Source organism: Plantibacter flavus, from assembly GCF_900177615.1.
Taxonomy (GTDB): Bacteria; Actinomycetota; Actinomycetes; order Actinomycetales; family Microbacteriaceae; genus Plantibacter; species Plantibacter flavus.
The window spans coordinates 134,041-160,193 of sequence record NZ_FXAP01000006.1; the positions used below are offsets into that span (position 1 = coordinate 134,041).

The following is a 26,153-nucleotide window of genomic DNA, read 5'->3' on the forward strand; positions in this document are numbered from 1 at the left end:
CTCAGGGACCGACTGAGGTGGTCTCAGGGACTGACGAAGGTGCTCGGGGAGCAGACGGAACGGACCCCGGCAGGACCTCCGCCCCTGCCGCTGCGGACGCTGGAGGGATAGGGTCGAGCAGACACAGGGTGCCCCACAACGGGCGCCCGCGATCAAGGAGGATCACGTGTCAGGTAACAGAGCTGTCGCCTACAAAGCAGCGGGTGTCGTCGAGGTCATCGACATCGACTACCCCACCTTCGAACTCAAGGACGGACCGGGGGTGAACCCGGCCAACGTCGGCCGGAAGGTCCCCCACGGCGCCATCCTCAAGACCGTCGCGACCAACATCTGCGGCTCCGACCAGCACATGGTCCGCGGCCGCACCACGGCACCGCCGAACCTCGTCCTCGGACACGAGATCACCGGTGAAGTCGTCGAGGTCGGACCGGACGTCGAGTTCATCAAGGTCGGCGACATCGTCTCGGTGCCGTTCAACATCGCCTGCGGTCGCTGTCGCAATTGCAAGGAGCGCAAGACCGGCATCTGCCTCAACGTGAACCCCGACCGCCCGGGCAGTGCCTACGGCTACGTCGACATGGGCGGCTGGGTCGGTGGCCAGGCCGAGTACGTGCTCGTGCCCTATGCGGACTGGAACCTCCTGAAGTTCCCGGACCGCGACCAGGCGCTCGAGAAGATCATGGACCTCACGATGCTCTCCGACATCTTCCCGACCGGCTTCCACGGTGCGGTGACGGCGGGCGTCGGCGTCGGATCGACCGTGTACGTGGCAGGCGCGGGTCCTGTCGGCCTCGCCGCAGCGACCGGGGCCATGCTCCTCGGCGCCGCTGCGGTCATCGTCGGCGACATGAACGCCGACCGGCTGGCGCAGGCGCGGAGCTTCGGTTGCGAGACCGTCGACCTCACCAAGGGCGAGCCGGCGGAGCAGATCGAACAGATCCTCGGTGTCCCGGAGGTCGACTGCGCGGTCGACGCCGTCGGCTTCGAGGCTCGTGGCCACGGCGGTGACGCGGGTCATGAAGCACCGGCGACCGTACTCAACTCCCTCATGGACATCACCGCGGCCGGCGGCGCGCTCGGCATCCCCGGGCTCTATGTGACGGGCGACCCGGGCGGCATTGACGAAGCCGCGAAGAAGGGCGCGCTGTCGCTGAGTCTCGGCACCGGTTGGGCGAAGTCGCTGTCGTTCACCACCGGTCAGTGCCCGGTCATGAAGTACAACCACGGCCTCATGATGGCGATCCTGCACGACAAGGTGCACATCGCGAAGAACGTCAACGCCACCGCGATCACCCTCGAGGATGCCCCGCGCGGGTACGCCGAGTTCGATGCGGGGGCTGCGCAGAAGTTCGTCCTCAACCCGAACGGGTATCTGGACGCCGCGTAGTCGGCGCTGCGACATCACCGAGAGCGCCCGTTGCGTCGTCTGGAGAGCTGCAGGACGACGGAACGGGCGCTTTCGGCTGCCCTTCGACAGGCTCAGGGACCAAGAGGGAGCATCCGATCGGCGTTCCCTGACGAATACCTGAGTGAACCGTGAGATTTCCTCCTTTCGGTCCGTCTCTCCAATGACGCGGGAAACCGACGGGGCCCTGGGGCCCGTCCCGCGACGAAGAGACCCCCACTCGCACAAGGACGACCATGCAACACTCCTTCCTCGCATCCGAATCAGATCCGGAGAGCGACTCCGACACCGGCCCGCTGCTCGGCAGTGCGAGTAGTACGGCGTCGACGGTTCCGATCCGCAGGATCACGGTCAGCGGCGACGACCCGGCGGTCGCCCGGCAGAACTACGAGCGCGCCTACGACGGCAGCCGATTCACCGTCACCCGCGGCACCGATCCGTTCTCGTTCCAGTGGGTGTCGATCGGCGACGACCGAGTCTCGCTCCGCACTGCGACGATGACCGGGCACGTCACCGGCGAGACCCCCGGCCTCACCGACTACGTGGTCTCGTGGGTCCAGACCGGCGGCGGCTGGATCGTGCGTCGCGACGGCCAACGGATGGAGATCCCGCGCTCGCCGTTCGTCCTCCCGTTCCGCCGGCCGTACACGGTGCACCTCACCCCGCACCGGCAGAACTCCGTGCTGTTCTCCGCACCGTACCTCGAGGACATCGCGACCGAGATCCACGCCGGCCCGAGTCAGCAGGTGTCGTTCGACCTCGAGGCGACACCGACACCCGAGGCGATCGAGCGCTGGCGCGTTGCGCTGAACGCCTCCACCCCGGTGCTCACCGACGAGACGGCGCCTCCGCTGCTCCGCATGAACGCCCAACGACCGCTCGCCCTCGCGCTGCTGCAGCTCGCACCGTGGGCGGTGGTCGACCTGCCGGAGCCGCTCCGCGAGCCCTCGATGGCGCGCACGCGCCTCGCGGTCGAATACCTGCACCATCACGCGGCGGAACCCATCACGCCCGCCGACGCGGCGAAAGCGGCCGGGCTGCACACGAGGACGCTGCAGCTCCACTGCCGCCGCGAGCTCGGCATGTCGCCCACCGCCTATCTGCGCGACATCCGACTCGACCGCACCCGCCGCGAGCTCGCCGACAGCTCGCCGCAGGAGACGACGGTCGGCGAGGTCGCGAAGCGGTGGGGGTTCGTCCACCTCGGACGCTTCGCCTCCGCCTACCGGAACCGCTTCGGCGAGGGCCCGAGCCAGACCCTCCGCGCCTGATCGACCGACTTCGGATATCCAGAAAATGAGTGCTTCCGGACGAATCCACGATCGACCGTGAGGATCGGGCGTGACGCGCAGTCTCATAGATGTCGCCCGCAACACGGGCACCGCGACCGGACACCCGGAACGTGAAACCGCAGTACCAGCCACCGAAGGAGCAACACCATGTCGAACACCACCGACACCGCCAACCACGCAGCCACCGCCTCCACGGGCAAGAACGTCATCGCCGACGGCGTCGTCCAGAAGGTCGCCGGCATCGCGGCCCGCGAGGTCCCCGGCGTGCACGACCTCGGCGGCGGAGCAGCTCGTGCCATCGGCGCCATCCGCAACGCCATCAACGCTCAGGACCGCGGTCAGGGCGTCTCGGTCGAGGTCGGCGAGAAGCAGGTCGCCGCTGACATCGTGATCGTCGCCGAGTACCCCGTCGACCTCCAGCGCGTCGCGGACGACGTCCGTCGCAGCGTCACCGACGCGATCTCGAACGTCGTCGGCATGGACGTGACCGAGGTCAACGTCACCGTCTCCGACGTCCACATCCCGTCGGACGACGACAACGACGCTGACGAGAGCCGCGTCCAGTGACCACGACCGATCGCGGCATCCTCGTCGGTGCCGTCCTGGCGCTGGCGGCCGTCGCATTCGGCTTCTGGAGCATGGTCCTCGTCGCGCTGTTCATGCTGATCGGATTCGGCATCGGACGCGTGCTCGAGGGCAAGCTCGACCTGCGCGGTGTCGCCGACGCACTCCGCGGGCGGCGGTCGTCGTGACCGCGGCGGTGACGGCCGAACAGGCCGTGCATGGTCGCAACACGATCAGCTCCCGCGCCGTGCGTCGCGTCGTGTCTGCCGTCACCGCGGAGGAACTCGGTGTGCGGGCGTCGGAGGTCTCGGTCGAGCTCTCCGACGCCCAGGGGGCCCTCACGGTCACCGCGAGCACGCCCATCCACGTGTCGCCGCTCGGCGCCGGATCCCGGACCTCGGGAACCGTCCTCGAACGCCTGGCACGCGCACAGACCAGCATCCGTGAGCGGTGCCTGGACCTGACCGGGTCGACGATCGGACGCGTCGACCTCCACATCACGGGCGCGAAGCTCGAAGAACGAAGGAGGGTGTTGTGAGCACCCCAGCCCTGTATCGCCGCGCGGTGCGTCGCGAGACCCACTCGCCGCGGTCGACGCTCGCGATCGCGATCGCGATCATTCTCGCGCTCGTGCTCGCCTGGCTCGGCACCGAATCGGTCCTGGCCGCGATCGGGCAGCCGGCGCTCCTCGTCGCACCGAAGGACATCGTCACCGCGGTGCTCACCGCGGCGACCGCTCCGGCCCCGCTGCTCGTCGCCATCGGCGCGGTCGCGGCGATCATCGGCCTCGTGTTGATCGTCCTGTCGCTGGCTCCCGCCCGCCAAGGGCGTCGCGGGTCGATCGCCGACCGCACCGCGGCCGTCGTGGACGACCGCGTGATCGCGCAGTCGCTCGCCCGCGTCGCCTCGTACGCCGGTGACATCGACCCCTCGCAGGTGAGTGTCAGCGTCGGCGCCAGGAGCGCCCGCGTCGACGTCACGCCGACGAGCGGCCGACGCGTCGACCAGCGCGAGATCCAGCAGGCCGTGGACGCGGAGGTCGCGTCCTACGACTACCGGCCGGCGCTCCGCGCCAAGGTCCGCGTGAGCAGCAAGGGAACGGTGGCCTGATGAACTCCACGAATCGATTCCTCAACCGGTTCTTCATCCTCGTGGTGGGACTCGTCGTCCTCGCGGCCGGCGCGGCCCTGTCCGTGGGTGCGCTTCTGCCTGACGTGCAGCGGACGATCAGCGAGAACGCCGAGCGGGCCGTCGGACCGACGAACGACACCATCGACGCCCAGCCGTGGATCCTGTGGGTCGCGGCGGTCGTCGCCCTGCTGCTCATCCTCGTCATCCTCTGGTTCGTGTTCCGGCAGGGCCGCGGCCACACCGGCACGCTGCTGCAGGTCGACGAGCAGCGGACGAAGGACACCCCGACCGGTGGTCGCGTCGTGCTCGACGTGAAGGTCGCCGAGCAGGTCCTCGAGGAGGCGATCGGGCGCAACCCCGACGTGGTGTCCGTCGACGTCACCGGCTTCCGGATCCGCAAGCAGTCCACCCTGCGCCTCACCGCACATGCTCGTCGCGGCGCCTCGCCCGTCCAGCTGCGGCGCGACATCGAGGCGGCCATCCACGAGTGGGACGGCGTCCTCGGGACGTCCACCCCGGTGGTCATCCAGATCGTCAGCGGACTGCGCACGCGGCTCGCCAGCACCAACCGGGTCGTCTGACCCGACACCCCGCGGTGCCGCCGCGGCACCCGAATCGACAGCAGTAGGACCGATGCACCGCCGACGCGGTGCGAGGAGGATCGCATGAGCGACGACACGAAGCACCCGGACCAGCAGCACATCCCCACCCCGGCCGAGGTCCGGGCGGAGCACCCGACGGTGCTCGTACCCGCGCATCCCGATGACGAGGTCCGCCGCATCGAGTCGCACGACGGCGAGCACGCGGGTGGGACCGTGTCCGCTCCTGGATCGGTCGCTGCGGCGGACACGACGGTCGCTGGATCAGAGGCTGTTGAACCGGCTGTGATCGACTCGGTCTCCGACGAGACGCCGACGGTGACGGTGTCGGAGCCGGTGGCTTCGCCGGAACCCGCGGACGCACCGGTGGTCGAGCTCGACTCCGGCCGGCGACGTGAGCAGGAGGCCGACGAGCTCGCCCAGGTCATCGCCACGACGGCCGAGACGGTCCCCGGCGTGCACGCCCTCGGGTCCCCGACGGCCCGCGCCATCGACAGCGCCCGCACCCGCCTGCTCGGCCGCACCGCCGTCCCGGGCGTCAACGTCCTGGCCGACGAGGACGTGCTGAACGTCGAGGTCTCACTGGTGGCCGAGTACCCGGCCAGCATCGACGAGGTCGCGGACACGGTCCGGGCCGACGTCGCGGCCATGCTGGAAGCCCGCCACCCGGGACCGGTCGACATCGACATCACGGTCACCGACATCCACGGGCCGTTCGACCCGATCGAGCCCGATCCGGGGGAGGTGATCGACGAGGCGAAAGCCGCCGTCGGCGACGCGACGTCCGCGGCGGGTGCTGCGATCGGCGACGCGGCGGAGGCCGCTGGAGACGCGTTCGGCAACGCCAAGGCTGCTGCATCGGACGCGGTGGACTCGGCCCGAGCCGGAGCGGCCGACCTGGCCGACGCCGCTGGTGACGCGGTGGAGCAGCGGACCGGCCGGTCCGAGGGCGACGACGGCCGGGCACTGGAGGACGAGCAGCCGGGTGCGGCCGCGGGTTCGGACAGCGAGCTCGTGGCTGACGGCGACGTCGGCGGCGAACCGATCGATGCGGTGGTGTCGGATTCCTCCGACGACGTTTCGGAGGAGCTCGCCGAGGCCGCGCGCCAGCTGGCCACCGCGGCCGACTCGCTCGCGACCGTCGCTGACGAGGTGACGCACGGCGCCGACCCGAACCTCGCCGACCCTGAGCCCGTCGGTGCGGCTGATGCGATCCAGGACGCTCCGGTGGAAGTGCCGGCCACCACGAGCCCCTATGCCGACCTGGTGCCGGCCCCCGAGCAGGACAGCGGCGCCGCGGCGCCCGTCGACGGAGCTCCGAGCGCGCTCGAGCCCGCCGACGATGACACGCACGACCAGCCTGCCCCGAAGGTCGCTGACGTCGACGAGGTGGCGGACGCTCCCGCCGAGGCCACGGCCGTCCAAGCTGCCGCGCCGACGAAGGAGCAGTGACATGCCGCTCTTCAGCCGGACCACGTCGTACGGCGCCCGCCCGCGGCCGCGAGCCGTGTGGGCCGCCGCGATCACCGGGGTCGTCCTGCTCGTCCTCATCGTCGTCGGCGTACTGATCCCGATCCTCGGGCTCATCGGCGCCGCCGACGGCGCGACGGTCGGTGCGCTCAACGTCCCGGTCGGTGGCATCGTGGTCGCGCTCCTCATCGGGTACGTCCTCGCACTGCTGTTCCTGCTCGGATGCGTCCGCAGCCGCAACGGCGCACTCTCCTGGGTGCTCGCCGTCGCCGCGGTGATCTCGGCGCTCCTCGTGTCGCTGTGGCCGCTGCTGGCGGTCGCCTTCGCGGGCGTCGACCAGGCATCTGACGTGGTGCCGTTCATCCAGGACCTCATCAGCCGGGTCACGGGCGGCTGAGCACAGGAGATCCGCGCGGCAGCAGGAGGTCCTCCCTCAGGATCTCCTGCTGTCGCGCGGATCTCCTGCTCTCAGCTCAGGCGGCGGGTGAGGTGGACGTCGACGGTCGCGTCGACGCGGACGGACTTGCCGGTGCCGAGGAACTCGGCCGAGCCGGGCATCTCGACGCAGGACCAGACGTCGCCCTTCACATCGACGCCGATCGGCGCGGTGAAGCGGTGATCGAGCTCGGTCGGTCCGATGGCCATCAGTGGCGCCCCTCGTCGGTCGTGGTCGGCGGGGCCATTGTCGCGGCTGCGGCCGACCCGTGGCAAGGGCGGGGCCGTCCCTGGTCCCGCCCTTCGACAGGCTCAGGGACCGCGTCTCCCACCCGTTCTGTGCGCTTGTCGAGGGGTCTCCGGAAGCACTCGGCCCCTCGGCAGGCTCGCGGGGAGCACTGCCGAGGGGCCGGGAGCCTCAGTTCTGGGGGAAGCCGAGGTTGATGCCGCCGTGGGAGGGGTCGAGCCAGCGGGAGGTGATGGCCTTCTGCTGGGTGAAGAAGCGGACGCCCTCGGCGCCGTGGGCCTTGGTGTCGCCGAACAGGGAGTCCTTCCACCCGCCGAAGGAGAACGTCGCGACCGGGACGGGGATGGGCACGTTGATGCCGATCATGCCGACCTGGATCTCGTTCTGGAAGCGTCGGGCGGCGCCGCCGTCGTTGGTGAAGATCGCGGTCCCGTTGCCGAACGCACCACCGTTGATCAGCGCGACACCCTCTTCGTAGGAGGCGACGCGGACGACCGCGAGGACGGGTCCGAAGATCTCCTCCGTGTACACCTTCGACGTCGTCGGGACGTTGTCGATGAGGGTCGGGCCGAGCCAGAACCCGTTCGGGTCACCGTCGATGGGCGTGTTGCGGCCGTCGACGACGATCGTCGCTCCATCGGCTTCGGCGATGTCGAGGTAGGAGGCGACCTTGTCGCGGTGCACCTTCGTCACCAGCGGTCCCATGTCGCAGTTCCGGCGGCCGTCACCGATGCGCAGGGTCGCTGCGCGTTCGGCGATCTTGGCGATGAGCTCGTCCGCGACGGGCTCCACAGCGACGACGACCGAGATCGCCATGCAGCGCTCGCCCGCGGAGCCGAAGCCGGCGTTGATGGCGGAGTCGGCGACGAGGTCGAGGTCGGCGTCGGGCAGCACGAGCATGTGGTTCTTCGCCCCGCCGAGCGCCTGGACCCGCTTGCCGTGTGCGGTGCCGGTCTCGTACACGTACTTCGCGATCGGCGTGGAACCGACGAAGGAGATCGCACGGACGTCGGGGTGGGTCAGGAGCCCGTCGACGGCCTCCTTGTCACCGTTGAGCACCGTGAACACCCCGTCAGGGAGCCCGGCTTCCTTCCACAGCTTCGCGAGCCAGATCGCCGCGGACGGGTCCTTCTCGCTCGGCTTCAGCACGACCGTGTTCCCGGCCGCGATCGCGATCGGGAAGAACCACATCGGCACCATCGCGGGGAAGTTGAACGGCGAGATGATGCCAACGACCCCGAGTGGCTGCTTCGTGGAGTACACGTCCACACCGGTCGAGACCTGCTCGGAGAACTCACCCTTCAGGTGGTGGGCGAGGCCGGTCGCGAACTCCACGACCTCCTGCCCCCGGGTGATCTCACCGAGCGCGTCGGAGACGACCTTGCCGTGCTCCGCGGTGATGATCTCCGCCAGCTCACCCTTCTTCGCTTCCAGGAGCTCACGGAACTTGAACACGATCTGCTGACGCTTCGCGAGCGGCAGGTCGCGCCAGGCGGGGAAGGCCGCGGCGGCGGATGCGACGGCGCGATCGATCTCGGCCTGGTTCGCGAGTGCGACGTGCTTGGTCGCGACACCGAGTGCCGGGTCGTAGACCGGGGCGGTGCGACAGGACGTGGACGGGGCCTCGGTTCCATCGATCCAGTGCGGGACGACCGGCAGCGAACCGGCGTCGGAGGTGGGGGTGGTGCTCGAGGCGGTGGTGGTCATGCGGAGGGCTCCTGGGCGTCGTGGGGTGCAGGGGTGCTGGTGCTGGGTGCTGGTCGTGCCGGGACGGGTGCCGGGAGTCCCGACACCGAGTCCCAGAACGGGTCCGGGTCGCCGCTCATGCGCTCAGCTCCCCGAGGGCGGCGTCGATGATCGCGACACCCGAGGCGACCTCGTCGGCGGTCACGACGGCGGGCGGGACGACGTGGATGCGGTTCTCGCTGATGAACGGCAGGAGGCCGGCCTCGAGCAGGGACGACTTGAACCGACCCATCGCCGCCGCATCGAGCGGTGCGCGGGTCTCGCGGTCCTCGACGAGCTCGACCGCCCAGAACACGCCGCTGCCGCGGACCTCGCCGATGAGTTCGTGGCGCTCGGCGAGGGAGCGGAGCGCGGGGCCGATGTGGTCGGCACCGATCGCCTTGGCGTGTTCGACGACACCTTCCTCAGCCATCGCGGTGAGGGTCGCGACGACACTCGCGGCGGCGAGCGGGTGGCCGGAGTAGGTGAGTCCGCCGGGGAACACCTGCTCGTCGAAGACGCGGGCGATGTGTTCCGAGACGATGACGCCACCGAGCGGCACATAGCCGGAGTTGACACCCTTCGCGAAGGTGATGAGGTCGGGGCGCACGTCGAAGGCGTCGAACGCGAACCACTCGCCGGTGCGGGCGAAGCCGGCCATGACCTCGTCGAGGATGAGCATGATGCCGTAGCGGTCGGCGATCGCGCGGACACCCGCGAGGTAGCCGGGCGGCGGGGTCAGGATGCCGGCGGTGCCTGGCACGGTCTCGAGGAGGATCGCGGCGATCGAGCCGGGACCCTCGGCCTGGACGGTGCGCTCGAGGTGGCGGAGGGCGCGCTCCGACTCCTCCTCCGGCGTCGTCGCCCAGAACTCGGTGCGGTAGAGGTACGGGCCGAACACGTGCACGTGACCGCGGGCGTACTCGTTGGGGATGCGGCGCCAGTCGCCCGTCGCGACGATGGCCGCGCCGGTGTTGCCGTGATACGAGCGGTAGGTGGAGATGACCTTGTCGCGGCCGGTGGCGATGCGCGCCATGCGGATCGCGTTCTCGTTCGCGTCGGCGCCGCCGTTGGTGAAGAAGACCTTCTCGAAGCCCTCGGGCGCACGCTCGAGGATGAGCCGCGCCGCCTCGGCACGGGTCGCGTTCGCGGCGGCGGGCGCGATCGTGGTGAGCTGCGCCGCCTGCTCCTGGATCGCCGCGACCACCTTCGGGTGCTGGTACCCGAGGTTCACGTTGACGAGCTGGCTGGAGAAGTCGAGGTAGTGGCGTCCGTCGTGGTCCCACACGGTGCTGCCGAGACCACCCGCGATGGGGAGCGGCTTGAGCGTGCTCTGGGCGGACCAGGAGTGCAGGACGCGCTGGGTGTCGGCGTCGCGGACGCCGGCATTGTCGAGGCCGGAGAGGAAGTCATTGATCACTCCTGCAGCCTGGCAATCGACGCGGCCGATGTACATGGCGGGATCGGTGATAGCTTCGGCACATGTCCACCACTTCCGTGATCGCTGGCGAGGTCGGCCGTGCGTCCTCGAACGTGTCCCTGCGCACGCTCATGGCCGAGCCGGTCTTCAAGCTCGGCCTCGTCGTCGCGGGTGACGCCGACGTCCTCGATCGCGACATCGCCTGGGTGCACAGCTCCGACCTCGGCGACCCGACGCCCTGGCTGGAGCCCGGCCAGCTGCTCCTCACCGACGGCATGCAGTTCACCGGCGAGATGAGCGACGAGCTCGCCGACCGCCGCGCCGACGAGTACGTCCGCCGCCTCTCCGCGCGGGGCGTGATCGCGCTCGGGTTCGCCACCGGGATCATCCACGCCGACATCCCGCAGCGGCTCGTCGATGCGTGCGAGCGTCACGGGTTCACCCTGCTCGAGGTGGGGGAGCGGACCCCGTTCATCGGCATCATCCGGTTCGTCGCCGACGCGGTCGCTGCCGCACGCGTGGCGTCGCTCGAGTGGTCACTCGCCGCTCAGCGTGCGGTCGCGAGGGCGGCGCTCCGACCCGACGGCCTGACCGCGATCCTCGCGGAGCTGGGGCAGCAGCTCGGCTGCTGGGTCGCGCTGTACGACGCGCTCGGCAACCGGGTCACCACGAGGACGCGCGAACCGGTGCCGGAGGGCGTGGAGGCAGCCGTCGCGGAGGTGCTGCGCCGCGGGTCGCGGGCCGGCCTGCACCTCGCGGACGGAGCGGCGGGCGCGACGCTGCTGACGCTCGGTCGCCGGGGCGAGCTGCGGGGCATCCTCGCGGTCGGTTCCAGCGTGCCGCTCGACCACGCCGAGCATGACCTCGTCTCCAGCGTCATCGGCCTCGCGAGCATCGCCCTCGAGCAGCACGGCGCCCTCGACCTCGCACGCCGACAGTTGCGGTCGGGGCTCCTCGAGTTGCTGCTCTCCGGGGACCGCGCCGTCGCCGAGCGCACCGCCCAGCGGCTCTGGGGGCCGCTGCCGCCCGACCCGATCCGCGTCGCCGTGGTCGACATCCCCGTGGGTGAGCTGGGCTTCCTCTCGGAACTCGACGTGCAGGCCGCGGCGCACGGCGGCAAGCTGTTCTTCGCCGAGCAGGACGAACGGATCGTCATCGTGTCGAGCGACGCGGACACCGGACTCTGGGACGTCGTCGTCGGCCGTCACGGGCTGTCGGGCGGGGTGTCGGCGAGGACGAATTGGGAGGGCTTGCGGGACGGCTTGGCCGAGGCCGAGCGGGCGCGCGCGTCGGCCGGGGAGACGCCGCGACTCGTGCGGTACGAGGCGCTCGCCGAGCAGGGGTTGCTCGGGTTGCTGAGCGCCTCGGGCGGGTCGGTGCTGGCGAACCGGCTGCTGGAGCCGTTGGGCGGGCTCGGTGCCGAGGCTCGGGCGGTCCACGTGGAGACGGCTCGGGTGTGGTTGGAGGCGAACTGCGTGACCGACCAGGCGGCTGGCCGACTCGGGATCCACCGGCAGACCCTCCGCGCGCGCATCACCACGCTGGAGTCGCTGCTCGACCTCGACCTCTCGCGCTTCGGCGACCGTGCCGAGCTGTGGAGCGCCCTCCAGCTCGCCGACGGCTGAAGATCCTTCGGGCCCCGATCGACGAGCGCAACCCGGTCACCGAGCCCACCCCGGTCCTCGAGCCCACCCCGGTCACCGAGCTTGTCGAGGTGCCTCCGTGGGCCCTTCGACAGGCTCAGGGAGCGGAAAAGGTGCACGGTTCGGGGTGACCGCCGCTTGCCGACGAACCCCAGCAGGGGTTCAGGTCCCCAAGTCGCCTTGCCGGACTGGTCCCTGAGCTGCACCATCCCGGTCCCTGAGCCACAACGTTCCGGTCCCTGAGCTTGTCGAAGGGCGGTCGACATTGGGCGGGACCGCACTCCGACGGGCTCGGTGACCGGAAAGCGTTCCGCGGGTGAGGAGCGCGGTGAGCGGGTGCACCGTGTCCCGGTTCTCGCGCGCAACCCATCCCGGACCCTGAGCTTGTCGAAGGGCGGTCGACATGGGGCGGGACCGCACTCCGACAGGCTCGGTGACCGGAAAGCGTTCCGCGGGTGAGGAGCGCGGTGAGCGGGTGCACCGTGTCCCTGTTCTCGCGCGCAACCCATCCCGGACCCTGAGCTTGTCGAAGGGCGGTCGACATGGGGCGGCACCGCACTCCGACAGGCTCGGTGACCGGAAAGCGTTCCGCGGGTGAGGAGCGCGGTGAGCGGGTGCACCGTGTCCCGGTTCTCGCGCGCAACCCATCCCGGACCCTGAGCTTGTCGAAGGGCGGTCGACATGGGGCGGGACCGCACTTCGACAGGCTCAGTGACCGGATGGGGCGTCAGTGACCGGATGGGGGCGTCAGTGACCGGATGGGGCGTCAGTGACCGGATGGGGCGTCAGTGACCGGTGGCGCGAGCTCGGCGACCGGTGGTGCGAGCTCAGCGACCGCACTTCGACAAGCTCAGTGAGCGGAGCCTACGCGATGCGGATGAGCTTCTTGTTGACGAACTCGTCCATGGCGGGCTTGCCCATCTCGCGGCCGGTGCCGGAGCGCTTCACGCCGCCGAAGGGCAGCTCCGCCGCGTCGCCGAGGACGAGGTTGATCCACACCATGCCGGCGTCGATCCCGTCCGCGACCCGCAGCGCCTGCTCCTGGTCGGTCGTGTACACGTAGGAGCCGAGGCCGAACGGGGTGTCGTTCGCGAGGCGCACGGCCTCCTCCTCCGACGCGACCCGGTACAGCGACGCGACGGGTCCGAAGAACTCCTCGTGGAACGCGTCCATCTCGGGCGTCACGTCGGTGAGCACGGCCGGCGGGAAGAAGTTCCCCGACGGCTCGCCGGATGCCAGGATCGTCGCGCCCTGTGCCTTCGCGCGGCCGAGCTGCTCGCCGAGTCGCTCGGTCGCGGCGGCCGACGACAGCGGGCCGAGCTGCGTGCTCTCCGCCATCGGGTCGGCCGGGGCGTTCGCGGTGAAGACCTCGGTGAACTTCGCGGCGAAGTCGTCGAACAGCTCGTCGATGATGATGAAGCGCTTGGCGGCGTTGCAGGACTGCCCGTTGTTGTCGATGCGGGCGTTGACGGCGTCCTGGACGGCGGCGTCGAGGTCGTCGGTCGACAGCAGGATGAACGGGTCGGACCCGCCGAGCTCGAGGACGACCTTCTTGAGGTGCTTGCCGGCCAGCTCGGCGACGGCGGAACCGGCGCGCTCCGAACCGGTGACCGAGACGCCCTGCACGCGCGGGTCGGCGATGACCGTCGCGATCTGGTCGTTCGTGGCGAAGATGTTCACGTACACGGAGTCGTGGGCGCCCAGCTCGGTTTCGGCGTCGTCGAAGATCTGCGCGATCGCCAGCGCGGATTCGGGGCACTGCGGGGCGTGCTTGAGGAGGATCGTGTTGCCGTTGACGACGTTCGGGCCGACGAACCGCGCCACCTGGTAGTACGGGAAGTTCCACGGCATGATGCCGAGCAGCACGCCCAGCGACGCACGACGGATGAATGCGGAGCCGGTGCCGTCGGACAGCTCGATCGGTTCGTCGGCGGAGAAGGCCTCACCGTTGTCGGCGTAGTACTGGTAGATCGCGGCGGCGAAGTCGACCTCACCGAGCGCCTGCTCGTAGGTCTTGCCCATCTCGCGGACGGCGATCTCGGCCAGCTGCTCGCGGCGCTCCGTGTGGAGGGCGGCGACGCGGGCGATGAGCGCGGCACGGTTGGCGACGGGAGCGCGACGCGACCACTCCTCGTGGGCGGCGGACGCGGCGGTGATCGCCTGCTGCAGCTCCTCGTCCGTGATCGTCGGGTAGTCGCGGAGAGTCTCTCCGGTCGCGGGGTTGACGACGGCGTAGTCGCTCACTGGTGTGCTCCTTTGTCTGAGGTGCTGCTGGTGCGGTGCGGTGTCCGTTGCGGGCCGACGCGAGCTGTGCGGGTTCGACGGGAGCGGGACCACCACCTGCACCGTATCGAACCAGGCTCCGCCTGTCATGGGTTGGACCGCGGCTCATGGGCCGAAACGTCGCTCAGGAGTCGAAGCCCAGCCCGACGGCGTCCATCGTGCGGAGCCAGAGTCCGCGCTTGCCCTCGTTACGGTCGGCTCGGGCCATCTCCGACAGCGAGATGCGCGCGCCGATGAACGCGAGCGGGTCGGGCGGGAACGGCGTCGGCTTCTTCTGGACGAAGTCCATCGTCGTACGCTCGGTCGGCGTGCCGGCGAGGAGGTCCAGCATGACGTTCGCGCCGTACCGCGTCGCCCCGACGCCGAGCCCGGTGAACCCGGCGGCGTGCGCGACCTTGCCGCCGTGCGCGGTCTCGAAGAAGGAGAAGAACCGCCCGCAGGTGTCGATCGCCCCGCCCCACTTGTGGGAGAAGCCGAGGTCGGCGAGCTGCGGGTAGGTGTGGGCGAAGTGGGCGGCGAGCTTGAGGAAGGACTCCTCGCGCTGGTCGAACCGCGGCTCGACCCGCCCGCCGTAGTTGTAGACCGCGTCGTAGCCGCCGTAGAGGATGCGGGTCGACCCGTTCGCGTCGGTCGTGAGCCGCGAGTAGTGGAAGCGGTTGTCGAGGTCGGAGATGCCCTGACGGCCCTTCCATCCCAGGCTCTCGAGCTGTTCGGCGGAGAGCGGGTTCGTCATGAGCGCGTAGTCGTAGACCGGCACCGTGTACTTCCGGGCACTCGGGATGAGGGCTTTGAAGACGTTGGTGCCGAGGGCGACGTGCTTCGCGACGACCGAGCCGTGCGTCGTCGTGAGGGTCACCGACGTCGCGTCCGACCGGATCGAACGGACGTGCGTGTACTCGTGGATCTCCACACCCAGGTCGAGGCAGACGCGTCGCAGCTCCCACGCCAGCTTGGCCGGGTTGACGAGCGCCGCACCGGTCGGCTCGAACAGGCCGGCCTGGAAGATCGGCGAGTGGACCTCGGCCTGCATCGCCTCGCGGTCGAGGAACCGCGCGCCGTGCTCCTCGGCACTCTCCCGCAACCAGTCGACGTGGTGCGGAGCCGTCGCCGCCTGCAGCAGCCCCGTATCCTCCCAGTCGCAGTCCATGCCGTACCGGGCGATGGTCTCGCCGATCTCGCGCAGGTTCTCGCGTCCCAGCTCCTCCAGGCGGTCGAACTCGTGCGGCAGGCGACTCTTGCCGTTCGACGATCCGTGGGTGAGGCTCGGCTCGCAGAACCCGCCGTTGCGACCGGACGCCGCCCACGCGATGCGCCGGCCCTCGAGGAGCACGACCCGGCGGTCCGGGTCGCGCTCCTTCGCGAGCAGCGCGGTCCACAGGCCCGAGTACCCACCACCGACGATCGCCAGGTCCGTCTCGACGTCCGCTTCGAGGCGGGGGAGCGGAGCGGGCCGCGCCGGGTCGTCGAGCCAGTACGGCTCCGGTTCGGCCGAGGCCAGCTGTTCCCGCAGGCGTGCGGTGTCGGCGAGCTCTTCGGCCAGTTCGTAGGTGGTTCTCATGGTGGGTCCCCTGTGGTGCGTGGTTCGGTGCTGGTGTGTGGTGCGCGGTCAGTCGGTGCGGGCGGCGTCGGTGTGTTCGGCCTCGGCACGTGGGGTTCCGGCGGATGCCCCGCCGCTCCCGAGTCCCGCGTCGAGCTTGGTGCTCCGCTGCACGAACAGCCAGATGACGACGCCCAGCGCGAGCAGTCCGAGCGCGATGCCGAGCTCGAGGAACCCGCCGTAGCCCGTGGTGGAGAACCCGGTGGCACCGACGATGAGGATGATCGCGAGGATGACCGACAGCACGACCGACAGCGGCACGAAGAAGCGCGGCAGGCGGATCGGGCGGACGGCGTCGGGGCGGTCCTTGCGCAGCAGGAAGAAGCCGGAGACGGCGAAGAAGTGCGTGAGGATGTAGCCGAGGTTGCCGGTCACGATGATCGCGAGCGGGTTCTGCAGCACCACCAGGATGACGACGTTCATGACGAGCATCACGTTGAGCGAGCGGAACGGCACACCGCGACGGTTGAGCACGCCGAGCGACGGGACGGTGACGCGCTCCTTGCCCATGTTGAACAGCACGCGTGAGGCGTCGGCCACCGAGGTGGTCATGATGAGCAGCAGCGAGGCGATGAGGCAGAGCACCATGACGTCCGCGGCGCCACCGACGAGCGAGGCGAAGCTGGCGACGAAGAAGGTCGCCGGGTTGTCGGCGATCGCCGCTTCACCCGCGTAGCCGCCGAGGGTCAGCGGGATGACGAAGAAGACGCCGAGGCAGAAGAGGACGGAGGCCTTGATCGCCTTGGTCGTGTCCTTCACCGAGTCGCGGTACTCCGGGGCGAAGGTCGCGCAGACCTCGATGCCGAAGGTGGTCCACGCCATGATGTACAGCCAGACGATCGCGGTGTGCAGGCCCTCGATGCCCTCGAGTTTCCAGGTGAGGTCGAGCGGTGCCCAGTCGGCGCTGAAGAGCGGGAAGACGATGAACACGAACAGCGGGATGAGCAGGATGCCCGCCGTGATGTAGACGAACGCCATCGTGACGCGGACGCCGATGACGTTGATGAGGTACATCACGCCGATGACGCCGAGCCCGATGAGGATCGGGAAGGTGATGGAGATGGGGCCGAGCTGGATCACCCAGTCCTCGTTCGGGAACCACTGCGCCTGGATGAGTGCACCGGTGACCGCGCCGTAGGTGGCGAGGTTGGTGCCCCAGGGGAGCCAGTAGCCGACGCCCGTGATCGGTGCGACCCAGGGTGCGCGCGACTTCCACGCTTCGGCCGCGTAGTGCGCGATGCCGCCGGAGGAGTTCGGGAACATGGTGGCGAGCTCGGTGTAGATCCAGTTGACTCCCATGGCGAGGATCATGGAGATCGCCCACAGGACGGCGGCCCCCCAGCCGCCGAGGCCGGTGATGGAGGCGCCGAGGGTGGCGATGAGCGCGGCTGGCATGGTCATCGCCATGGCGAAGCCGTCGAACCAGCGCATCCGTTTCGGCAGGTGCGTGGTCTCGTCGGTGCTGGTGACGTGTTCGGTCGACATGGGCTCTTCTCGATTCGTGGGGGACGGGACGTCGCTGTCTCGCTGCTGGTGCACTCAATGTGCCGAAGAATTGTTGTGACGACAAGATCGTGTCGGTTTCGTTGTTGTAATCGTAACTTTGACGAAACAATACTGCTTGTTCGAGGAATCGCAAGGTCCTAGGCTGATCCCACATTCTCCCGACGACATCCGCACGACGCTGTTCGGCGTCGTCGGCCCAGCCACGACACCAGGAGGTCCGGAATGACCACGTTGCCGACACTCACTCGCACCCAGCTCTTCATCGCCGGCGAGTTCACCGACGGATCCAGCTCGGAGCGCTCGGAGGTGATCAGCCCCGTCACCGGTGACGTCATCGCGTCGATCCCCGTGGCCGGCACCGCCGAACTCGACGAGGCGGTGCGCCGGGCGCACGAGGCGCAGCGGGAATGGCGCAAGCTCGGCGTGTTCAAGCGCGCGGAGATCTGTCACCGGGTCGGCGACGCGATCAACGCCCGGGTGGAAGAGCTCGCCCGCCTGCAGACGCTGGAGCAGGGCAAGCCGCTCGCGGAGTCGATCGCCGACATCGCCGAAGCCGCGCAGCTCTTCCACCTCCACGCCGAGGACGCCCTCCGCCTCTACGGTGAGACGCTGCCGTCGAGCGACATCGACAAGCGCATGTTCACCTGGCGCGCGCCGGTCGGCGTCTGGGGCATCATCACGCCCTGGAACTTCCCGCTCCTCATGTTCAGTGAGTTCGTCGCTCCGGGCCTCGCCACCGGCAACGCCTGCATCGTCAAGCCGCCGAGCAACACGCCCCTCGCGGTCCTCGCGGCGATGGACTGCCTCGTCGAGGCGGGCGTCCCGGCCGGGCTCGTCAGCGTCCTCCCCGGCGACGGCGCGTTCGGTTCCGAGCTCGTCTCGCATGACGGCATCGACGCGATCGGCTTCATCGGTTCGTCCGCCACCGGCGCGAAGATCGTCCGCACCGCCGGCCTCAAGCGCTCGCTCATGGAGTGCTCCGGCAATGGCCCGATCGTCGTCCTCGAGGACGCGAACATCGAACGCGCCGCGAAGGCCGCCGTCGACTCCGCGTTCTACAGCGGCGGGCAGGTCTGCTGCGCGACCGAGCGGCTCATCGTCCACCACAACGTCCACGACGCCTTCGTCGAGGCGGCCCTCGCCTACGCGAAGGCCACCGTGCGACTCGGCAACCCCTTCGACGAGGGGATCAACCTCGGCCCGCTCAACAACGAGGGCGTCGCCGCCAAGATGGACCGCCACCTCGACGAGGCCCGCGCGCTCGGCTTCGACATCCTGCTCGGCGGCGGTCGTGCCACCGGCCACCCGACGGACCTCTACTACGACTTCACGATCGTCGACGGCGTCTCCGAGGACAGTCTGCTGTCGCGCGAGGAGTCGTTCGGTCCGGTCCTCCCCATCCTCACGGCGCAGGACGACGACGACATCCTCCGCATCGCCAACGCCGACGCGCTCGGCCTGCAGTCCGCGGTGTTCACCGAGAGCCTGTCGAAGGCCTACCGCTTCATGGAGGAGCTCGAGACCGGCCAGGTCATCGTGAACGACTCCAACGGCTGGTGGGACATCAACATGCCGTTCGGTGGCGCGGGCGGCAAGGGCACCGGATGGGGTCGGATCGGCGGCATGTACACGCTGCACGACATGACCGACCTCCGTACCGGCGCGATCCACGTCCGCTAGTCGGACCGACCCGCTAATCAGCGACCTCCCTTGGTCTGCTCGATCGGCGTCGCCCCGGTCGACCGCCCGCGTTCGGGTCGGTCGGTCGGCCGGGGCTCGTGGCTCGGGTGGGGCGGACACCGCACCCGGGCCGCACGGCTTCCCTCGCTACGCTTGCCAGATGACCATCCGCCCGCTGCCGGAGGAGCCACATGAACGACCTTGACGACATCGACCGTCGGCTGATCGCGATCCTGCAGCAGGACGGACGGAAGGCGTTCTCGGAGATCGCCACCGAGACCGGGCTGCCGGCCTCGTCCGTCCGCTACCGGATCCAGCGACTCGAGGACACCGGGATCCTGCAGATCGTCGGCATCGCGAACCCGCTGTCGATCGGCTTCGACCACCTGGCGCTCATCGGCATCCGCTGTGAGCCGGGGATGGCGCGCGGGGTGTGCCAGGAGCTGTCGAAGCACGCGGAGACGAGTTACGTGGTGCTCACGAGCGGTGGCTTCGACGTGATGGTCGAGGCCGTGTGCCGCGACATGGACCACTACAAGACCTTCCTCCTCGACACCCTGCAGCCGACGCCCGGGGTGCGGTCGACCGAGACCTTCTTCGTGCTCGAGGCCCACAAGCTCGCCTACGGCTGGGGCGTCGGGTAGGTCGTCCGGCTGCGCCGACCCCGCTCGTCTCCGCCCTGCTCAGAGAGGTACCTCATGACCGACCACCTGCTCGCTCCCAACGCCGTGCTCCAGGGCGCCGACGTGGCGCTCGCCGACAACCCACTCGCGCCCGAGGACGTCGTCGCGGGGTCGCCACGGAGTGGGATCGTGTCGCTCGCGGCCGTCGGTGACACCGAGGTCGGTGTCTGGGAGTTGGGTGTCGGCGTCGTGCAGGACACCGAGGTCGACGAGGCGTTCGTGGTCCTCTCCGGTGAGGCGACCGTCGACTTCGCCGACGGCACCCCGTCGCTGGAGCTCCGTGCCGGCTCCATCGGCCGGCTCGCCGCCGGCGCCCGCACCACCTGGACCGTCCGCGAGACCCTCCGCAAGGTCTACGTCGCCTGACCCGCCCGACGCCCGGCGCGGCAGCAGGACATCCGCCCGACAGCAGGACGCTTCGCGCCCGCCCGTCCTGCTCTCGCGCCGATCTCCTGCGTCCCGAGCACCCCAATAGGCTTGGCGCATGAACCTGCGCACCGTCGAGCTCGACCACACGGACCACGCCGCCCTCGACCTCTGGTGGGGTGCAGCGTCCCGCGGCTTCCTCTCGAAGCCCGAGACCGACGTGGCAGTGCGCACCGAGCGGCGTCAGCTCCTCGTCGGCAGCTCCATCCTCGGGGTCTACGACGACACCGCAGCCGAACCGCTCGTCCCCGTCGGCACGCTCGGTTCCTTCCCGACCGCCCTGTCGATCCCCGGCGGCACCGTCCGCGCCCTGGCCATCACCGAGGTGACCGTCTCCACCTCGCACGAGCGTCGAGGGATCGCGCGGTCGCTGATGGAGAACCGACTCCACCACGCGCAGGCCACCGGTGCCGCAGTCGTCGCACTCACCGCGAGCGAGGCGACCATCTACGGCCGCTACGGCTTCGCCCCGGCGACCTGGGAGTTCACGCACGAGGTCGACCCCAAGCGCGTCGCTTGGCGGGGTGCGGCGCCCACGGGCCGCGTCCACACGCTCGACCCGCGCTCGCTCGCCACCGTCGCACCCGGGCTGTTCGAGCGCTCCCGAGGCACCGGCGACATCGACCGCGGCGTCGCGTGGTGGAAGCAGGCCCTCCGCGAGGTGACCATCCGGCACTTCAGCCACGGCGAGGGTGACACGCTCGCCATCCGCTACGACGACGCGGACGGCGAACCGCAGGGCTACGCGCTCTACCGCGTCGGCGAGGAGTGGGGCACGATCGTCGTCGACGACCTCGTCGCCACCACCCCGGAGGCCCGCTACGCGCTCTGGCGGCACCTCACCGGGATCAGCCTCACGACGAAGGTCACCTTCCACCAGGCTCCGACGGTCGAAGCCATCCAGTGGCGACTGGTCGATCGCCGTGCGGTCAAGACCACCGCGCGAGCCGACTCGCTCTGGCTCCGCATCGTCGACGTGCCGACCGTGCTCGGTGCGCGCCGGTTCACCGTCCCTGGGGCATCCGATCCTCGCGAGCACCTGCTCGACGTCGACGACACCCTCGGTCTCGCCGGCGGTCGGTTCGAGCTCCGCATCGACGAGCACGGTGCCGCGGTCGCGGAACGCCTCGGTGACGTGCCGGAGTCGGCCGACGACGACGCTGTGCGCCTCACCATCAACGAGCTGTCGGCCGTCCTCCTCGGCGGCCCGCGCGTGTCGGCGCTCGCCGAAGCAGGGCTCATCACCGGGTCATGGGAGGCGGTCCGAGCGCTCGACCTCGCCTTCGCGACGGAGCAGGCGCCCTTCCTCCGGACGCACTTCTAGGCGCCACCAGCCCGGCCTCACGCGCGGCCGTGACCGCCTACGGAGTGGTCGCGCCGATCAGGATCGCAGCAGCCGGGAGTCCGAGCAGGATCAACCAGCCGGTGATGAACGCACCCGCGAGACCGGTGACGAGGATGAAGCCGCCGATGGTGGCGGCCAGCGTGTGGATCCGCTGGCGCTGCTCGGTCGGGATGCGGCGGCGCAGGGTGCGCGGAAGAGCCGCGAGCTGCTGCCGAGGGGTGGGGATGGAGCCGGTGGTCGAGGGGTGCTGCAGGGTCGTCATCGGGGTCGGGTGGTTCCTGGTCGGGTGGGTTCGGGAAGTGCGCCTCGGGATGGATCGATCCGGCCGACGAATCTCCATCTCGACGCGCAGATTCGTTCTACATCACGCTGCGTCCGACTGCAACTCAACCGCCGTGGCATCCCGCCGCTAGAGTGACATCCGTCGAGCAGAGGGGAGTGTCGCATGAAGATCGTCGTCGCAGGAGGCAGCGGGATGGTCGGGCGACACGTCGTCGCGGTGGCCCAGGAGCACGGACACCGGGTGGTCGCGCTGTCGCGTGCCACCGGCGTCGACCTCGCTACTGGAGCCGGGCTCGCGCAGCAGCTGGAGGCCGCGGACGTCGTCATCGATGTGACCTCGACGGCCACCCAGTCCGCCCAGCAGTCGCGCCAGTTCTTCGGGGCAGTCACCCGCAATCTGCTCGAGGCCGAGGGCGCCGCCGGCGTACCCCACCACGTCGCGCTGTCGATCGTCGGAAGCGACCTGGCGCCCTTCGGCTACTACGCGGGCAAGGCGCTGCAGGAGGAGCTCGTCAGCACCGGTCGCATCCCGTGGACGATCCTCCGGGCGACGCAGTTCCACGAGTTCGCGCAGCAGATGGTCGAACGGTTCCGCTTCGGGCCGGTCACGATGGTGCCCACGATGACGTCGCAGCCGGTCGCTGCGCGCGAAGTCGCCGAGCGCCTGGTTGAGCTGGCGGAGGGCGAGCCGCAGGGCCGCCCGGCCGATCTCGCGGGCCCCGAGGAACTGCGGATGACCGCGATGGTCAAGGCTTACACCGCCGCCACGGGCATCCGTGGCTTGGTCGTGCAGATCCCGCTGCCCGGCGGCTTCGGCAAGGCGATGCGCGACGGCACGACCCTGGCTGGGCTCGATGCGCAGCACGGTGTGCAGACGTTCGCGCAGTGGATCGACGGGCTCAGCGCCGCTCGCTGAGCGTCAGCTCCGCTGAGCCGCCCGGACGTCCTGCATGAGTCGAGGCGTACGCCACTCGCCGATCCGCTTGAACCACACGGACGGTGGGTAGGCGAGCCGGATGACGAAGTAGTTCACGTATTCGGTGACGCCCAAGAGCCAGACGAACGGGATGCCGATGGCCGCGAAGGGGTGGGCGGGGAACCAGGCGATGATGCCGACGAGTCCGGCGAGCAGCAGTACCGCGTCGAGCACGCGGAACCCGCGGAAGGCGGCGGCCAGTCCAGGAGGCATCGTGCCCTGCTCGACCCACCGCCTGGCGGCAAGCCAGTAGACGCCTGCCTGCACGAGTATCAGCAGCAGCGGTGCGAGGGCCGACCAGAACGCCAGCGCATCGGAAGGCCGTTCGAACAACGGCAGCACCGAGACGGACGCGACCCAGGTGAACACGACGGCGGCGAACAGTTCACCGAGTCCGAGGCTCAGGTACCGGCCCCGGAGGACCGTGCGGCGATCGTCGGTCATCTCACCAGCCTAGACACGGTGCGCCGGCCCGGTCGAGTGCGCCCGGCGGGCCTTCGGATGCTCAGAACGTGACGGTCGGCAGCGTCATGATCTCGGCGCCGTCCTCGGTGATCGCGATGGTGTGCTCGCTGTGGGCGGTGCGGCTGCCGGTCACGCTGCGGAGGGTCCAGCCGTCGGCGTCGGTGACGAGCTTGTCGGTGTCGGCCATGACCCACGGCTCGATCGCGAGGAGCAGGCCAGGACGCAGCTTGTAGCCGCGGCCGGCGCGACCGTCGTTCGAGACGTGCGGGTCTTGGTGCATGGTGGTGCCGATGCCGTGGCCGCCGAACTCCATGTTGACCGGGTAGCCGGCGCCACGCAGCACGGTGCCGATCGCGAAGGAGATGTCGCCGATCTTCGCACCCGGCTTGGCGGCTGCGATGCCGGCGGCGAGGGCCTCCTGGGTGGTCTCGATGAGCGCGAGGTCCTCGGGGGTCGCCGTGCCGACGACGAAGCTGATGGCCGAGTCGGCGGCGATGCCGTCGAGGAGGACGGCGAGGTCGAGGGTGAGGAGGTCGCCGTCGGCCAGCGTGTAGTCGCGGGGGAGGCCGTGCAGGACGGCGTCGTTCACGGCGGTGCAGATGTAGTGGCCGAAGGGACCGCGACCGAAGGAGGGGGCGTAGTCGACGTAGCAGGAGACGGCGCCGGCCTCGAGGATCATCGCCTTCGCCCAGCGGTCGATCTCCAGCAGGTTGGTGCCGACCGTCACCCGGTGCTTGAGCGTGTGGAGGATGTTCGCGACGAGCTCGCCGGTGCGACGCGCCTTCGCGACCTCGGTGGGGGTGAAGATCTCGATCATGCGGGGCCCTTCCGTCGGCGTGCTGCGTTCGTGGTGCGGTGGTGTTCGTGCCGCGAACGGCGCTCGGCCAATAACTATACCGGTCAAACTATCCCGTACTACACTGGGCGCATGGTCCGCCTCCCGCTCACCCCCTCCGATGTCGAACGCGGTCAGCGCCTCGGTGCGCTCCTGCGCGAGGCGCGTGGTGAGCGTTCGATGCTCGACATCGCCCTCGACGCCGGCCTCTCGCCGGAGACGCTGCGGAAGATCGAGTCGGGCCGGGTCGCGACGCCGGCGTTCTCGACGATCGCCGCCGTCGCGGAGGTGCTCGGCCTCTCCCTCGACGAGGTCTGGGCGACGATCAGCCCGACCCGGCGCGACGTCGCCCCGTCCGTCGAACGCCTGCGTGAGCGGCTCGTCTCGTAGCTCCCCGGTCGCTCCCGGTCCCTGAGCTTGTCGAAGGGCCCACGCAGTCCCGCGGCCGTATCCGCCTGACGTGCCACGCCGGTCCCTGAGCTTGTCGAAGGGCGCAGGAACCGGAAATCCGCGCGGCAGCAGGACGCTCGCGGCCCATCTGTCCTGCTGCGGGGCGGTTCTCCTGCTGTCAGGAGGACGATCGTTACTGCGTGTCGCTCGTCGTCGGCTGGACCGGGCGGGTGAACACGTTCTCGCTGATCTTCGTCCAGTCCTCAGCGGGGTCGAGCGCGGTGTCGACGACGGCGTCGGACAGCACCGTGTATTCGTTGACGCTGTCGCTCATGCTGACGCGGTCACCGCTGCCGCAGGCCCGGAACGGTTCGGTCTCCGCGAAGACGATGATGCAGATCCGGGACTGACCCTGCTCCGTCGCCGACGCGAGGAAGATCTCCGTGTCGCCCTGGACCGCGACGAGTCGGATCGATTCGGCGTCGATGGCGAGCGGGTCGTCGCTGCCGGCTCCGGCGGTGCTCGCCGGGAGCCGATCCTTGTCGGCCTGGTCGCGCTCGAGGTCGGCGTAGCTCGTCACCCCGCCAGTGCAGGCGCTCAGCCCGCCGGCGAGTGTGAGTGCGATGAGTCCTGCTGCGATGCGTCGATGCATGTGACGTCCCCCGATGTCGATTCCCGACAGCCTACGACTCCTGCTCCCGGACGGAAGCAGCGACGGCCGACTCGCGGCTGGCGAGGGCGATGGCGACGATCCCGAGGAGGACGGGGCCGACGACACGGACCCACCCGTCGAGGATGAAGATGATCGGGATGAAGAGGGACACGTTCGAACCCGCCGCCACGACGATGATCTGCTGGACGACCCACGATGCTGCTGTCACCGCCACGACCCAGAGTGGCGCGAGGTTCCAGGGGCGGGGCACGGTTCCGGCGCGCGCGATCTGCGTTGTCGCGATGGCCGCGAGCACGAACTGGATGAGCAGGTCGATGTAGCCGAAGCTGAGGAAGGTCTCGACGGCGGCCGGGATCGTCGCCAGACCGCGGACGAACGAGCTGATCGTCATCCAGATGCCGAGCGCGATGAGGGAGCCGGTGCCGAGCGGGCGCCTCGCGGTCACGCTGCTGGAACGGTCCGAGCCGATCGCGAACAGGGCGATCGAGAAGACGGACAGGAACGTCGCGAGGATGCCATCGGTCGGCCCGAGGAACGACCCGATCTGGACGAGTGGGCCGAGGAGGACCGACCCGACCAGGAGCGCTCCGGCGACGATCCACACCTGCTTGGACCCTGACGTGACTGCGTTCGTTTCCCCCATGGGCGCCCAGTCTACAAATCGGGCGGTCGCCCTCCCCGTCCCTGAGCCTGTCGAAGGGCGCGCACCCCTTCCCGGTCCCTGAGTTCACCCGTCCCCGGTCCCTGAGCTTGTCGAAGGGCGCACACCCCTTCCCGGTCCCTGAGTTCACCCGTCCCCGGTCCCTGAGCTTGTCGAAGGGCGACGGCTCCCTCTCGGTCCCTGAGCTTGTCGAAGGTCGCACACCCGTCCCCGGTCCCTGAGCCTGTCGAAGGGCGACGGCTTCCTCCCGATCCCTGAGCTTGTCGAAGGGCGCGCACCCCTTCCCGGTCCCTGAGTTCACCCGTCCCCGATCCCTGAGCCTGTCGAAGGGCGACGGCTCCCTCTCGGTCCCTGAGCTTGTCGAAGGGCGCGCACCCCTTCCCGGTCCCTGAGTTCACCCGTCCCCGGTCCCTGAGCCTG

The 26,153-nt window shown here is 69.8% G+C and carries 28 protein-coding genes; 16 read left to right on the plus strand and 12 right to left on the minus strand.

The features are described from left to right. Positions 1–166: 166 nt before the first annotated feature. The 9 genes from fdhA to B9Y95_RS17295 all read left to right on the plus strand — a co-directional run bounded on the left by fdhA (position 167) and on the right by B9Y95_RS17295 (position 6,858). On the plus strand, positions 167–1,387 hold the full coding sequence (gene fdhA, locus B9Y95_RS17255; protein WP_079706515.1) for a formaldehyde dehydrogenase, glutathione-independent: 1,221 nt from the start codon (positions 167–169) through the stop codon (positions 1,385–1,387). Positions 1,388–1,641: 254 nt separating this feature from the next. Beyond that, positions 1,642–2,676: a helix-turn-helix transcriptional regulator gene (locus B9Y95_RS17260; RefSeq protein ID WP_085513763.1), complete on the plus strand. Its 1,035-nt coding sequence runs from the start codon at positions 1,642–1,644 to the stop codon at positions 2,674–2,676. 168 nt (positions 2,677–2,844) lie between these two features. Continuing rightward, complete coding sequence (locus tag B9Y95_RS17265; RefSeq protein WP_085513765.1) at positions 2,845–3,264, plus strand: Asp23/Gls24 family envelope stress response protein; 420 nt, start codon at positions 2,845–2,847, stop codon at positions 3,262–3,264. Beyond that, on the plus strand, positions 3,261–3,449 hold the full coding sequence (locus tag B9Y95_RS17270) for a DUF2273 domain-containing protein (protein ID WP_085513766.1): 189 nt from the start codon (positions 3,261–3,263) through the stop codon (positions 3,447–3,449). Before B9Y95_RS17265 ends, B9Y95_RS17270 begins: the two co-directional genes overlap by 4 nt. Continuing rightward, the gene (locus B9Y95_RS17275) at positions 3,446–3,799 is read left to right on the plus strand and encodes a hypothetical protein (protein ID WP_064296820.1); all 354 of its coding nucleotides are present in this window, start codon (positions 3,446–3,448) and stop codon (positions 3,797–3,799) included. The genes B9Y95_RS17270 and B9Y95_RS17275 overlap by 4 nt, the downstream gene beginning before the upstream one ends. Then, on the plus strand, positions 3,796–4,371 hold the full coding sequence (locus B9Y95_RS17280; protein ID WP_085513769.1) for a DUF6286 domain-containing protein: 576 nt from the start codon (positions 3,796–3,798) through the stop codon (positions 4,369–4,371). The genes B9Y95_RS17275 and B9Y95_RS17280 overlap by 4 nt, the downstream gene beginning before the upstream one ends. Beyond that, a complete protein-coding gene (locus B9Y95_RS17285; protein ID WP_085513771.1) occupies positions 4,371–4,973 on the plus strand; it encodes a hypothetical protein in 603 nt (200 codons plus the stop codon). Before B9Y95_RS17280 ends, B9Y95_RS17285 begins: the two co-directional genes overlap by 1 nt. A gap of 84 nt (positions 4,974–5,057) precedes the next feature. Next, complete coding sequence (locus tag B9Y95_RS17290) at positions 5,058–6,443, plus strand: Asp23/Gls24 family envelope stress response protein (RefSeq protein ID WP_085513774.1); 1,386 nt, start codon at positions 5,058–5,060, stop codon at positions 6,441–6,443. A 1-nt stretch (position 6,444) separates the two neighbouring features. Beyond that, the gene (locus tag B9Y95_RS17295) at positions 6,445–6,858 is read left to right on the plus strand and encodes a hypothetical protein (protein ID WP_085513776.1); all 414 of its coding nucleotides are present in this window, start codon (positions 6,445–6,447) and stop codon (positions 6,856–6,858) included. A 71-nt stretch (positions 6,859–6,929) separates the two neighbouring features. Here B9Y95_RS17295 and B9Y95_RS20465 read toward each other — a convergent pair whose 3' ends face one another. From B9Y95_RS20465 to B9Y95_RS17305, 4 genes are all read right to left on the minus strand, one after another. Next, positions 6,930–7,106 carry a hypothetical protein gene (locus tag B9Y95_RS20465; RefSeq protein ID WP_234994156.1) on the minus strand — a complete coding sequence of 59 codons (177 nt, stop codon included), beginning with the start codon at positions 7,104–7,106 and terminating at the stop codon, positions 6,930–6,932. Positions 7,107–7,314: 208 nt separating this feature from the next. Then, positions 7,315–8,850 (minus strand): CoA-acylating methylmalonate-semialdehyde dehydrogenase, encoded by a 1,536-nt coding sequence (locus B9Y95_RS17300; protein ID WP_085513778.1) that lies wholly within the window; start codon positions 8,848–8,850, stop codon positions 7,315–7,317. Next, complete coding sequence (locus B9Y95_RS21130; protein ID WP_268808597.1) at positions 8,847–8,969, minus strand: hypothetical protein; 123 nt, start codon at positions 8,967–8,969, stop codon at positions 8,847–8,849. The genes B9Y95_RS17300 and B9Y95_RS21130 overlap by 4 nt, the downstream gene beginning before the upstream one ends. Further along, positions 8,966–10,288 (minus strand): aspartate aminotransferase family protein, encoded by a 1,323-nt coding sequence (locus tag B9Y95_RS17305; RefSeq protein WP_412458836.1) that lies wholly within the window; start codon positions 10,286–10,288, stop codon positions 8,966–8,968. Before B9Y95_RS17305 ends, B9Y95_RS21130 begins: the two co-directional genes overlap by 4 nt. Before the next feature lie 62 nt (positions 10,289–10,350). Between B9Y95_RS17305 and B9Y95_RS17310 the strand changes: the two genes are divergently transcribed. Further along, positions 10,351–11,913, plus strand: a complete 1,563-nt coding sequence (locus tag B9Y95_RS17310; protein ID WP_085513782.1) for a PucR family transcriptional regulator ligand-binding domain-containing protein — start codon at positions 10,351–10,353, stop codon at positions 11,911–11,913. Positions 11,914–12,795: 882 nt separating this feature from the next. Here B9Y95_RS17310 and B9Y95_RS17315 read toward each other — a convergent pair. From B9Y95_RS17315 to B9Y95_RS17325, 3 genes are all read right to left on the minus strand, one after another. Further along, positions 12,796–14,175, minus strand: coding sequence for an NAD-dependent succinate-semialdehyde dehydrogenase (locus tag B9Y95_RS17315; protein ID WP_085513784.1), 1,380 nt, complete (start codon positions 14,173–14,175; stop codon positions 12,796–12,798). Between the two features lie 163 nt (positions 14,176–14,338). After that, positions 14,339–15,772 carry an NAD(P)/FAD-dependent oxidoreductase gene (locus B9Y95_RS17320; protein ID WP_085513786.1) on the minus strand — a complete coding sequence of 478 codons (1,434 nt, stop codon included), beginning with the start codon at positions 15,770–15,772 and terminating at the stop codon, positions 14,339–14,341. 48 nt (positions 15,773–15,820) lie between these two features. Then, the gene (locus tag B9Y95_RS17325) at positions 15,821–17,296 is read right to left on the minus strand and encodes an APC family permease (protein ID WP_085513788.1); all 1,476 of its coding nucleotides are present in this window, start codon (positions 17,294–17,296) and stop codon (positions 15,821–15,823) included. A 243-nt stretch (positions 17,297–17,539) separates the two neighbouring features. Here B9Y95_RS17325 and B9Y95_RS17330 point away from each other — a divergent pair, with 243 nt between their 5' ends. The 4 genes from B9Y95_RS17330 to B9Y95_RS17345 all read left to right on the plus strand — a co-directional run bounded on the left by B9Y95_RS17330 (position 17,540) and on the right by B9Y95_RS17345 (position 21,430). Next, a complete protein-coding gene (locus B9Y95_RS17330) occupies positions 17,540–18,997 on the plus strand; it encodes an aldehyde dehydrogenase family protein (protein ID WP_085513790.1) in 1,458 nt (485 codons plus the stop codon). Positions 18,998–19,188: 191 nt separating this feature from the next. After that, on the plus strand, positions 19,189–19,641 hold the full coding sequence (locus tag B9Y95_RS17335) for an Lrp/AsnC family transcriptional regulator (RefSeq protein ID WP_056013555.1): 453 nt from the start codon (positions 19,189–19,191) through the stop codon (positions 19,639–19,641). A 54-nt stretch (positions 19,642–19,695) separates the two neighbouring features. Next, positions 19,696–20,046, plus strand: coding sequence for a cupin domain-containing protein (locus B9Y95_RS17340; RefSeq protein WP_085513793.1), 351 nt, complete (start codon positions 19,696–19,698; stop codon positions 20,044–20,046). Between the two features lie 118 nt (positions 20,047–20,164). After that, entirely contained in the window at positions 20,165–21,430 is a 1,266-nt protein-coding gene (locus B9Y95_RS17345) for a GNAT family N-acetyltransferase (RefSeq protein WP_085513795.1), read from the plus strand. A gap of 37 nt (positions 21,431–21,467) precedes the next feature. Here the strand turns inward: B9Y95_RS17345 and B9Y95_RS17350 are convergent, their stop codons facing one another. Further along, on the minus strand, positions 21,468–21,713 hold the full coding sequence (locus B9Y95_RS17350) for a hypothetical protein (protein ID WP_085513797.1): 246 nt from the start codon (positions 21,711–21,713) through the stop codon (positions 21,468–21,470). Between the two features lie 183 nt (positions 21,714–21,896). Here B9Y95_RS17350 and B9Y95_RS17355 point away from each other — a divergent pair, with 183 nt between their 5' ends. Continuing rightward, a complete protein-coding gene (locus B9Y95_RS17355) occupies positions 21,897–22,649 on the plus strand; it encodes an SDR family oxidoreductase (RefSeq protein WP_085513799.1) in 753 nt (250 codons plus the stop codon). Between the two features lie 3 nt (positions 22,650–22,652). On the opposite strand, the gene B9Y95_RS17360 is transcribed toward B9Y95_RS17355, so the two are convergent. Then, a complete protein-coding gene (locus B9Y95_RS17360) occupies positions 22,653–23,153 on the minus strand; it encodes a hypothetical protein (RefSeq protein ID WP_085513800.1) in 501 nt (166 codons plus the stop codon). 61 nt (positions 23,154–23,214) lie between these two features. Continuing rightward, positions 23,215–23,991, minus strand: coding sequence for a type I methionyl aminopeptidase (gene map / locus B9Y95_RS17365; protein WP_079706538.1), 777 nt, complete (start codon positions 23,989–23,991; stop codon positions 23,215–23,217). A gap of 111 nt (positions 23,992–24,102) precedes the next feature. Between map and B9Y95_RS17370 the strand changes: the two genes are divergently transcribed. After that, complete coding sequence (locus B9Y95_RS17370; protein WP_085513802.1) at positions 24,103–24,399, plus strand: helix-turn-helix domain-containing protein; 297 nt, start codon at positions 24,103–24,105, stop codon at positions 24,397–24,399. A gap of 193 nt (positions 24,400–24,592) precedes the next feature. Here B9Y95_RS17370 and B9Y95_RS17375 read toward each other — a convergent pair whose 3' ends face one another. Both B9Y95_RS17375 and B9Y95_RS17380 read right to left on the minus strand, forming a co-directional pair. After that, the gene (locus B9Y95_RS17375; protein WP_085513804.1) at positions 24,593–25,051 is read right to left on the minus strand and encodes a hypothetical protein; all 459 of its coding nucleotides are present in this window, start codon (positions 25,049–25,051) and stop codon (positions 24,593–24,595) included. A gap of 31 nt (positions 25,052–25,082) precedes the next feature. Continuing rightward, entirely contained in the window at positions 25,083–25,715 is a 633-nt protein-coding gene (locus B9Y95_RS17380) for a hypothetical protein (protein ID WP_143736556.1), read from the minus strand. Between the last annotated feature and the right edge of the window lie 438 nt (positions 25,716–26,153).

Bases quoted from the DNA above. Each gene is read 5' to 3' on its own strand.
- B9Y95_RS17300 (WP_085513778.1), bottom strand. From the start codon at position 8,850: ATGACCACCACCGCCTCGAGCACCACCCCCACCTCCGACGCCGGTTCG.
- B9Y95_RS17375 (WP_085513804.1), bottom strand. From the start codon at position 25,051: ATGCATCGACGCATCGCAGCAGGACTCATCGCACTCACACTCGCCGGC.
- B9Y95_RS17325 (WP_085513788.1), bottom strand. From the start codon at position 17,296: ATGTCGACCGAACACGTCACCAGCACCGACGAGACCACGCACCTGCCG.
- B9Y95_RS17380 (WP_143736556.1), bottom strand. From the start codon at position 25,715: ATGGGGGAAACGAACGCAGTCACGTCAGGGTCCAAGCAGGTGTGGATC.
- B9Y95_RS17340 (WP_085513793.1), top strand. From the start codon at position 19,696: ATGACCGACCACCTGCTCGCTCCCAACGCCGTGCTCCAGGGCGCCGAC.
- map (WP_079706538.1), bottom strand. From the start codon at position 23,991: ATGATCGAGATCTTCACCCCCACCGAGGTCGCGAAGGCGCGTCGCACC.
- B9Y95_RS17265 (WP_085513765.1), top strand. From the start codon at position 2,845: ATGTCGAACACCACCGACACCGCCAACCACGCAGCCACCGCCTCCACG.
- B9Y95_RS17350 (WP_085513797.1), bottom strand. From the start codon at position 21,713: ATGACGACCCTGCAGCACCCCTCGACCACCGGCTCCATCCCCACCCCT.
- B9Y95_RS20465 (WP_234994156.1), bottom strand. From the start codon at position 7,106: ATGGCCATCGGACCGACCGAGCTCGATCACCGCTTCACCGCGCCGATC.
- B9Y95_RS17285 (WP_085513771.1), top strand. From the start codon at position 4,371: ATGAACTCCACGAATCGATTCCTCAACCGGTTCTTCATCCTCGTGGTG.
- B9Y95_RS17310 (WP_085513782.1), top strand. From the start codon at position 10,351: ATGTCCACCACTTCCGTGATCGCTGGCGAGGTCGGCCGTGCGTCCTCG.
- B9Y95_RS17295 (WP_085513776.1), top strand. From the start codon at position 6,445: ATGCCGCTCTTCAGCCGGACCACGTCGTACGGCGCCCGCCCGCGGCCG.
- B9Y95_RS17320 (WP_085513786.1), bottom strand. From the start codon at position 15,772: ATGAGAACCACCTACGAACTGGCCGAAGAGCTCGCCGACACCGCACGC.
- B9Y95_RS17355 (WP_085513799.1), top strand. From the start codon at position 21,897: ATGAAGATCGTCGTCGCAGGAGGCAGCGGGATGGTCGGGCGACACGTC.
- B9Y95_RS21130 (WP_268808597.1), bottom strand. From the start codon at position 8,969: ATGAGCGGCGACCCGGACCCGTTCTGGGACTCGGTGTCGGGACTCCCG.
- B9Y95_RS17330 (WP_085513790.1), top strand. From the start codon at position 17,540: ATGACCACGTTGCCGACACTCACTCGCACCCAGCTCTTCATCGCCGGC.
- B9Y95_RS17290 (WP_085513774.1), top strand. From the start codon at position 5,058: ATGAGCGACGACACGAAGCACCCGGACCAGCAGCACATCCCCACCCCG.
- B9Y95_RS17335 (WP_056013555.1), top strand. From the start codon at position 19,189: ATGAACGACCTTGACGACATCGACCGTCGGCTGATCGCGATCCTGCAG.
- B9Y95_RS17345 (WP_085513795.1), top strand. From the start codon at position 20,165: ATGAACCTGCGCACCGTCGAGCTCGACCACACGGACCACGCCGCCCTC.
- B9Y95_RS17260 (WP_085513763.1), top strand. From the start codon at position 1,642: ATGCAACACTCCTTCCTCGCATCCGAATCAGATCCGGAGAGCGACTCC.
- B9Y95_RS17370 (WP_085513802.1), top strand. From the start codon at position 24,103: ATGGTCCGCCTCCCGCTCACCCCCTCCGATGTCGAACGCGGTCAGCGC.
- B9Y95_RS17360 (WP_085513800.1), bottom strand. From the start codon at position 23,153: ATGACCGACGATCGCCGCACGGTCCTCCGGGGCCGGTACCTGAGCCTC.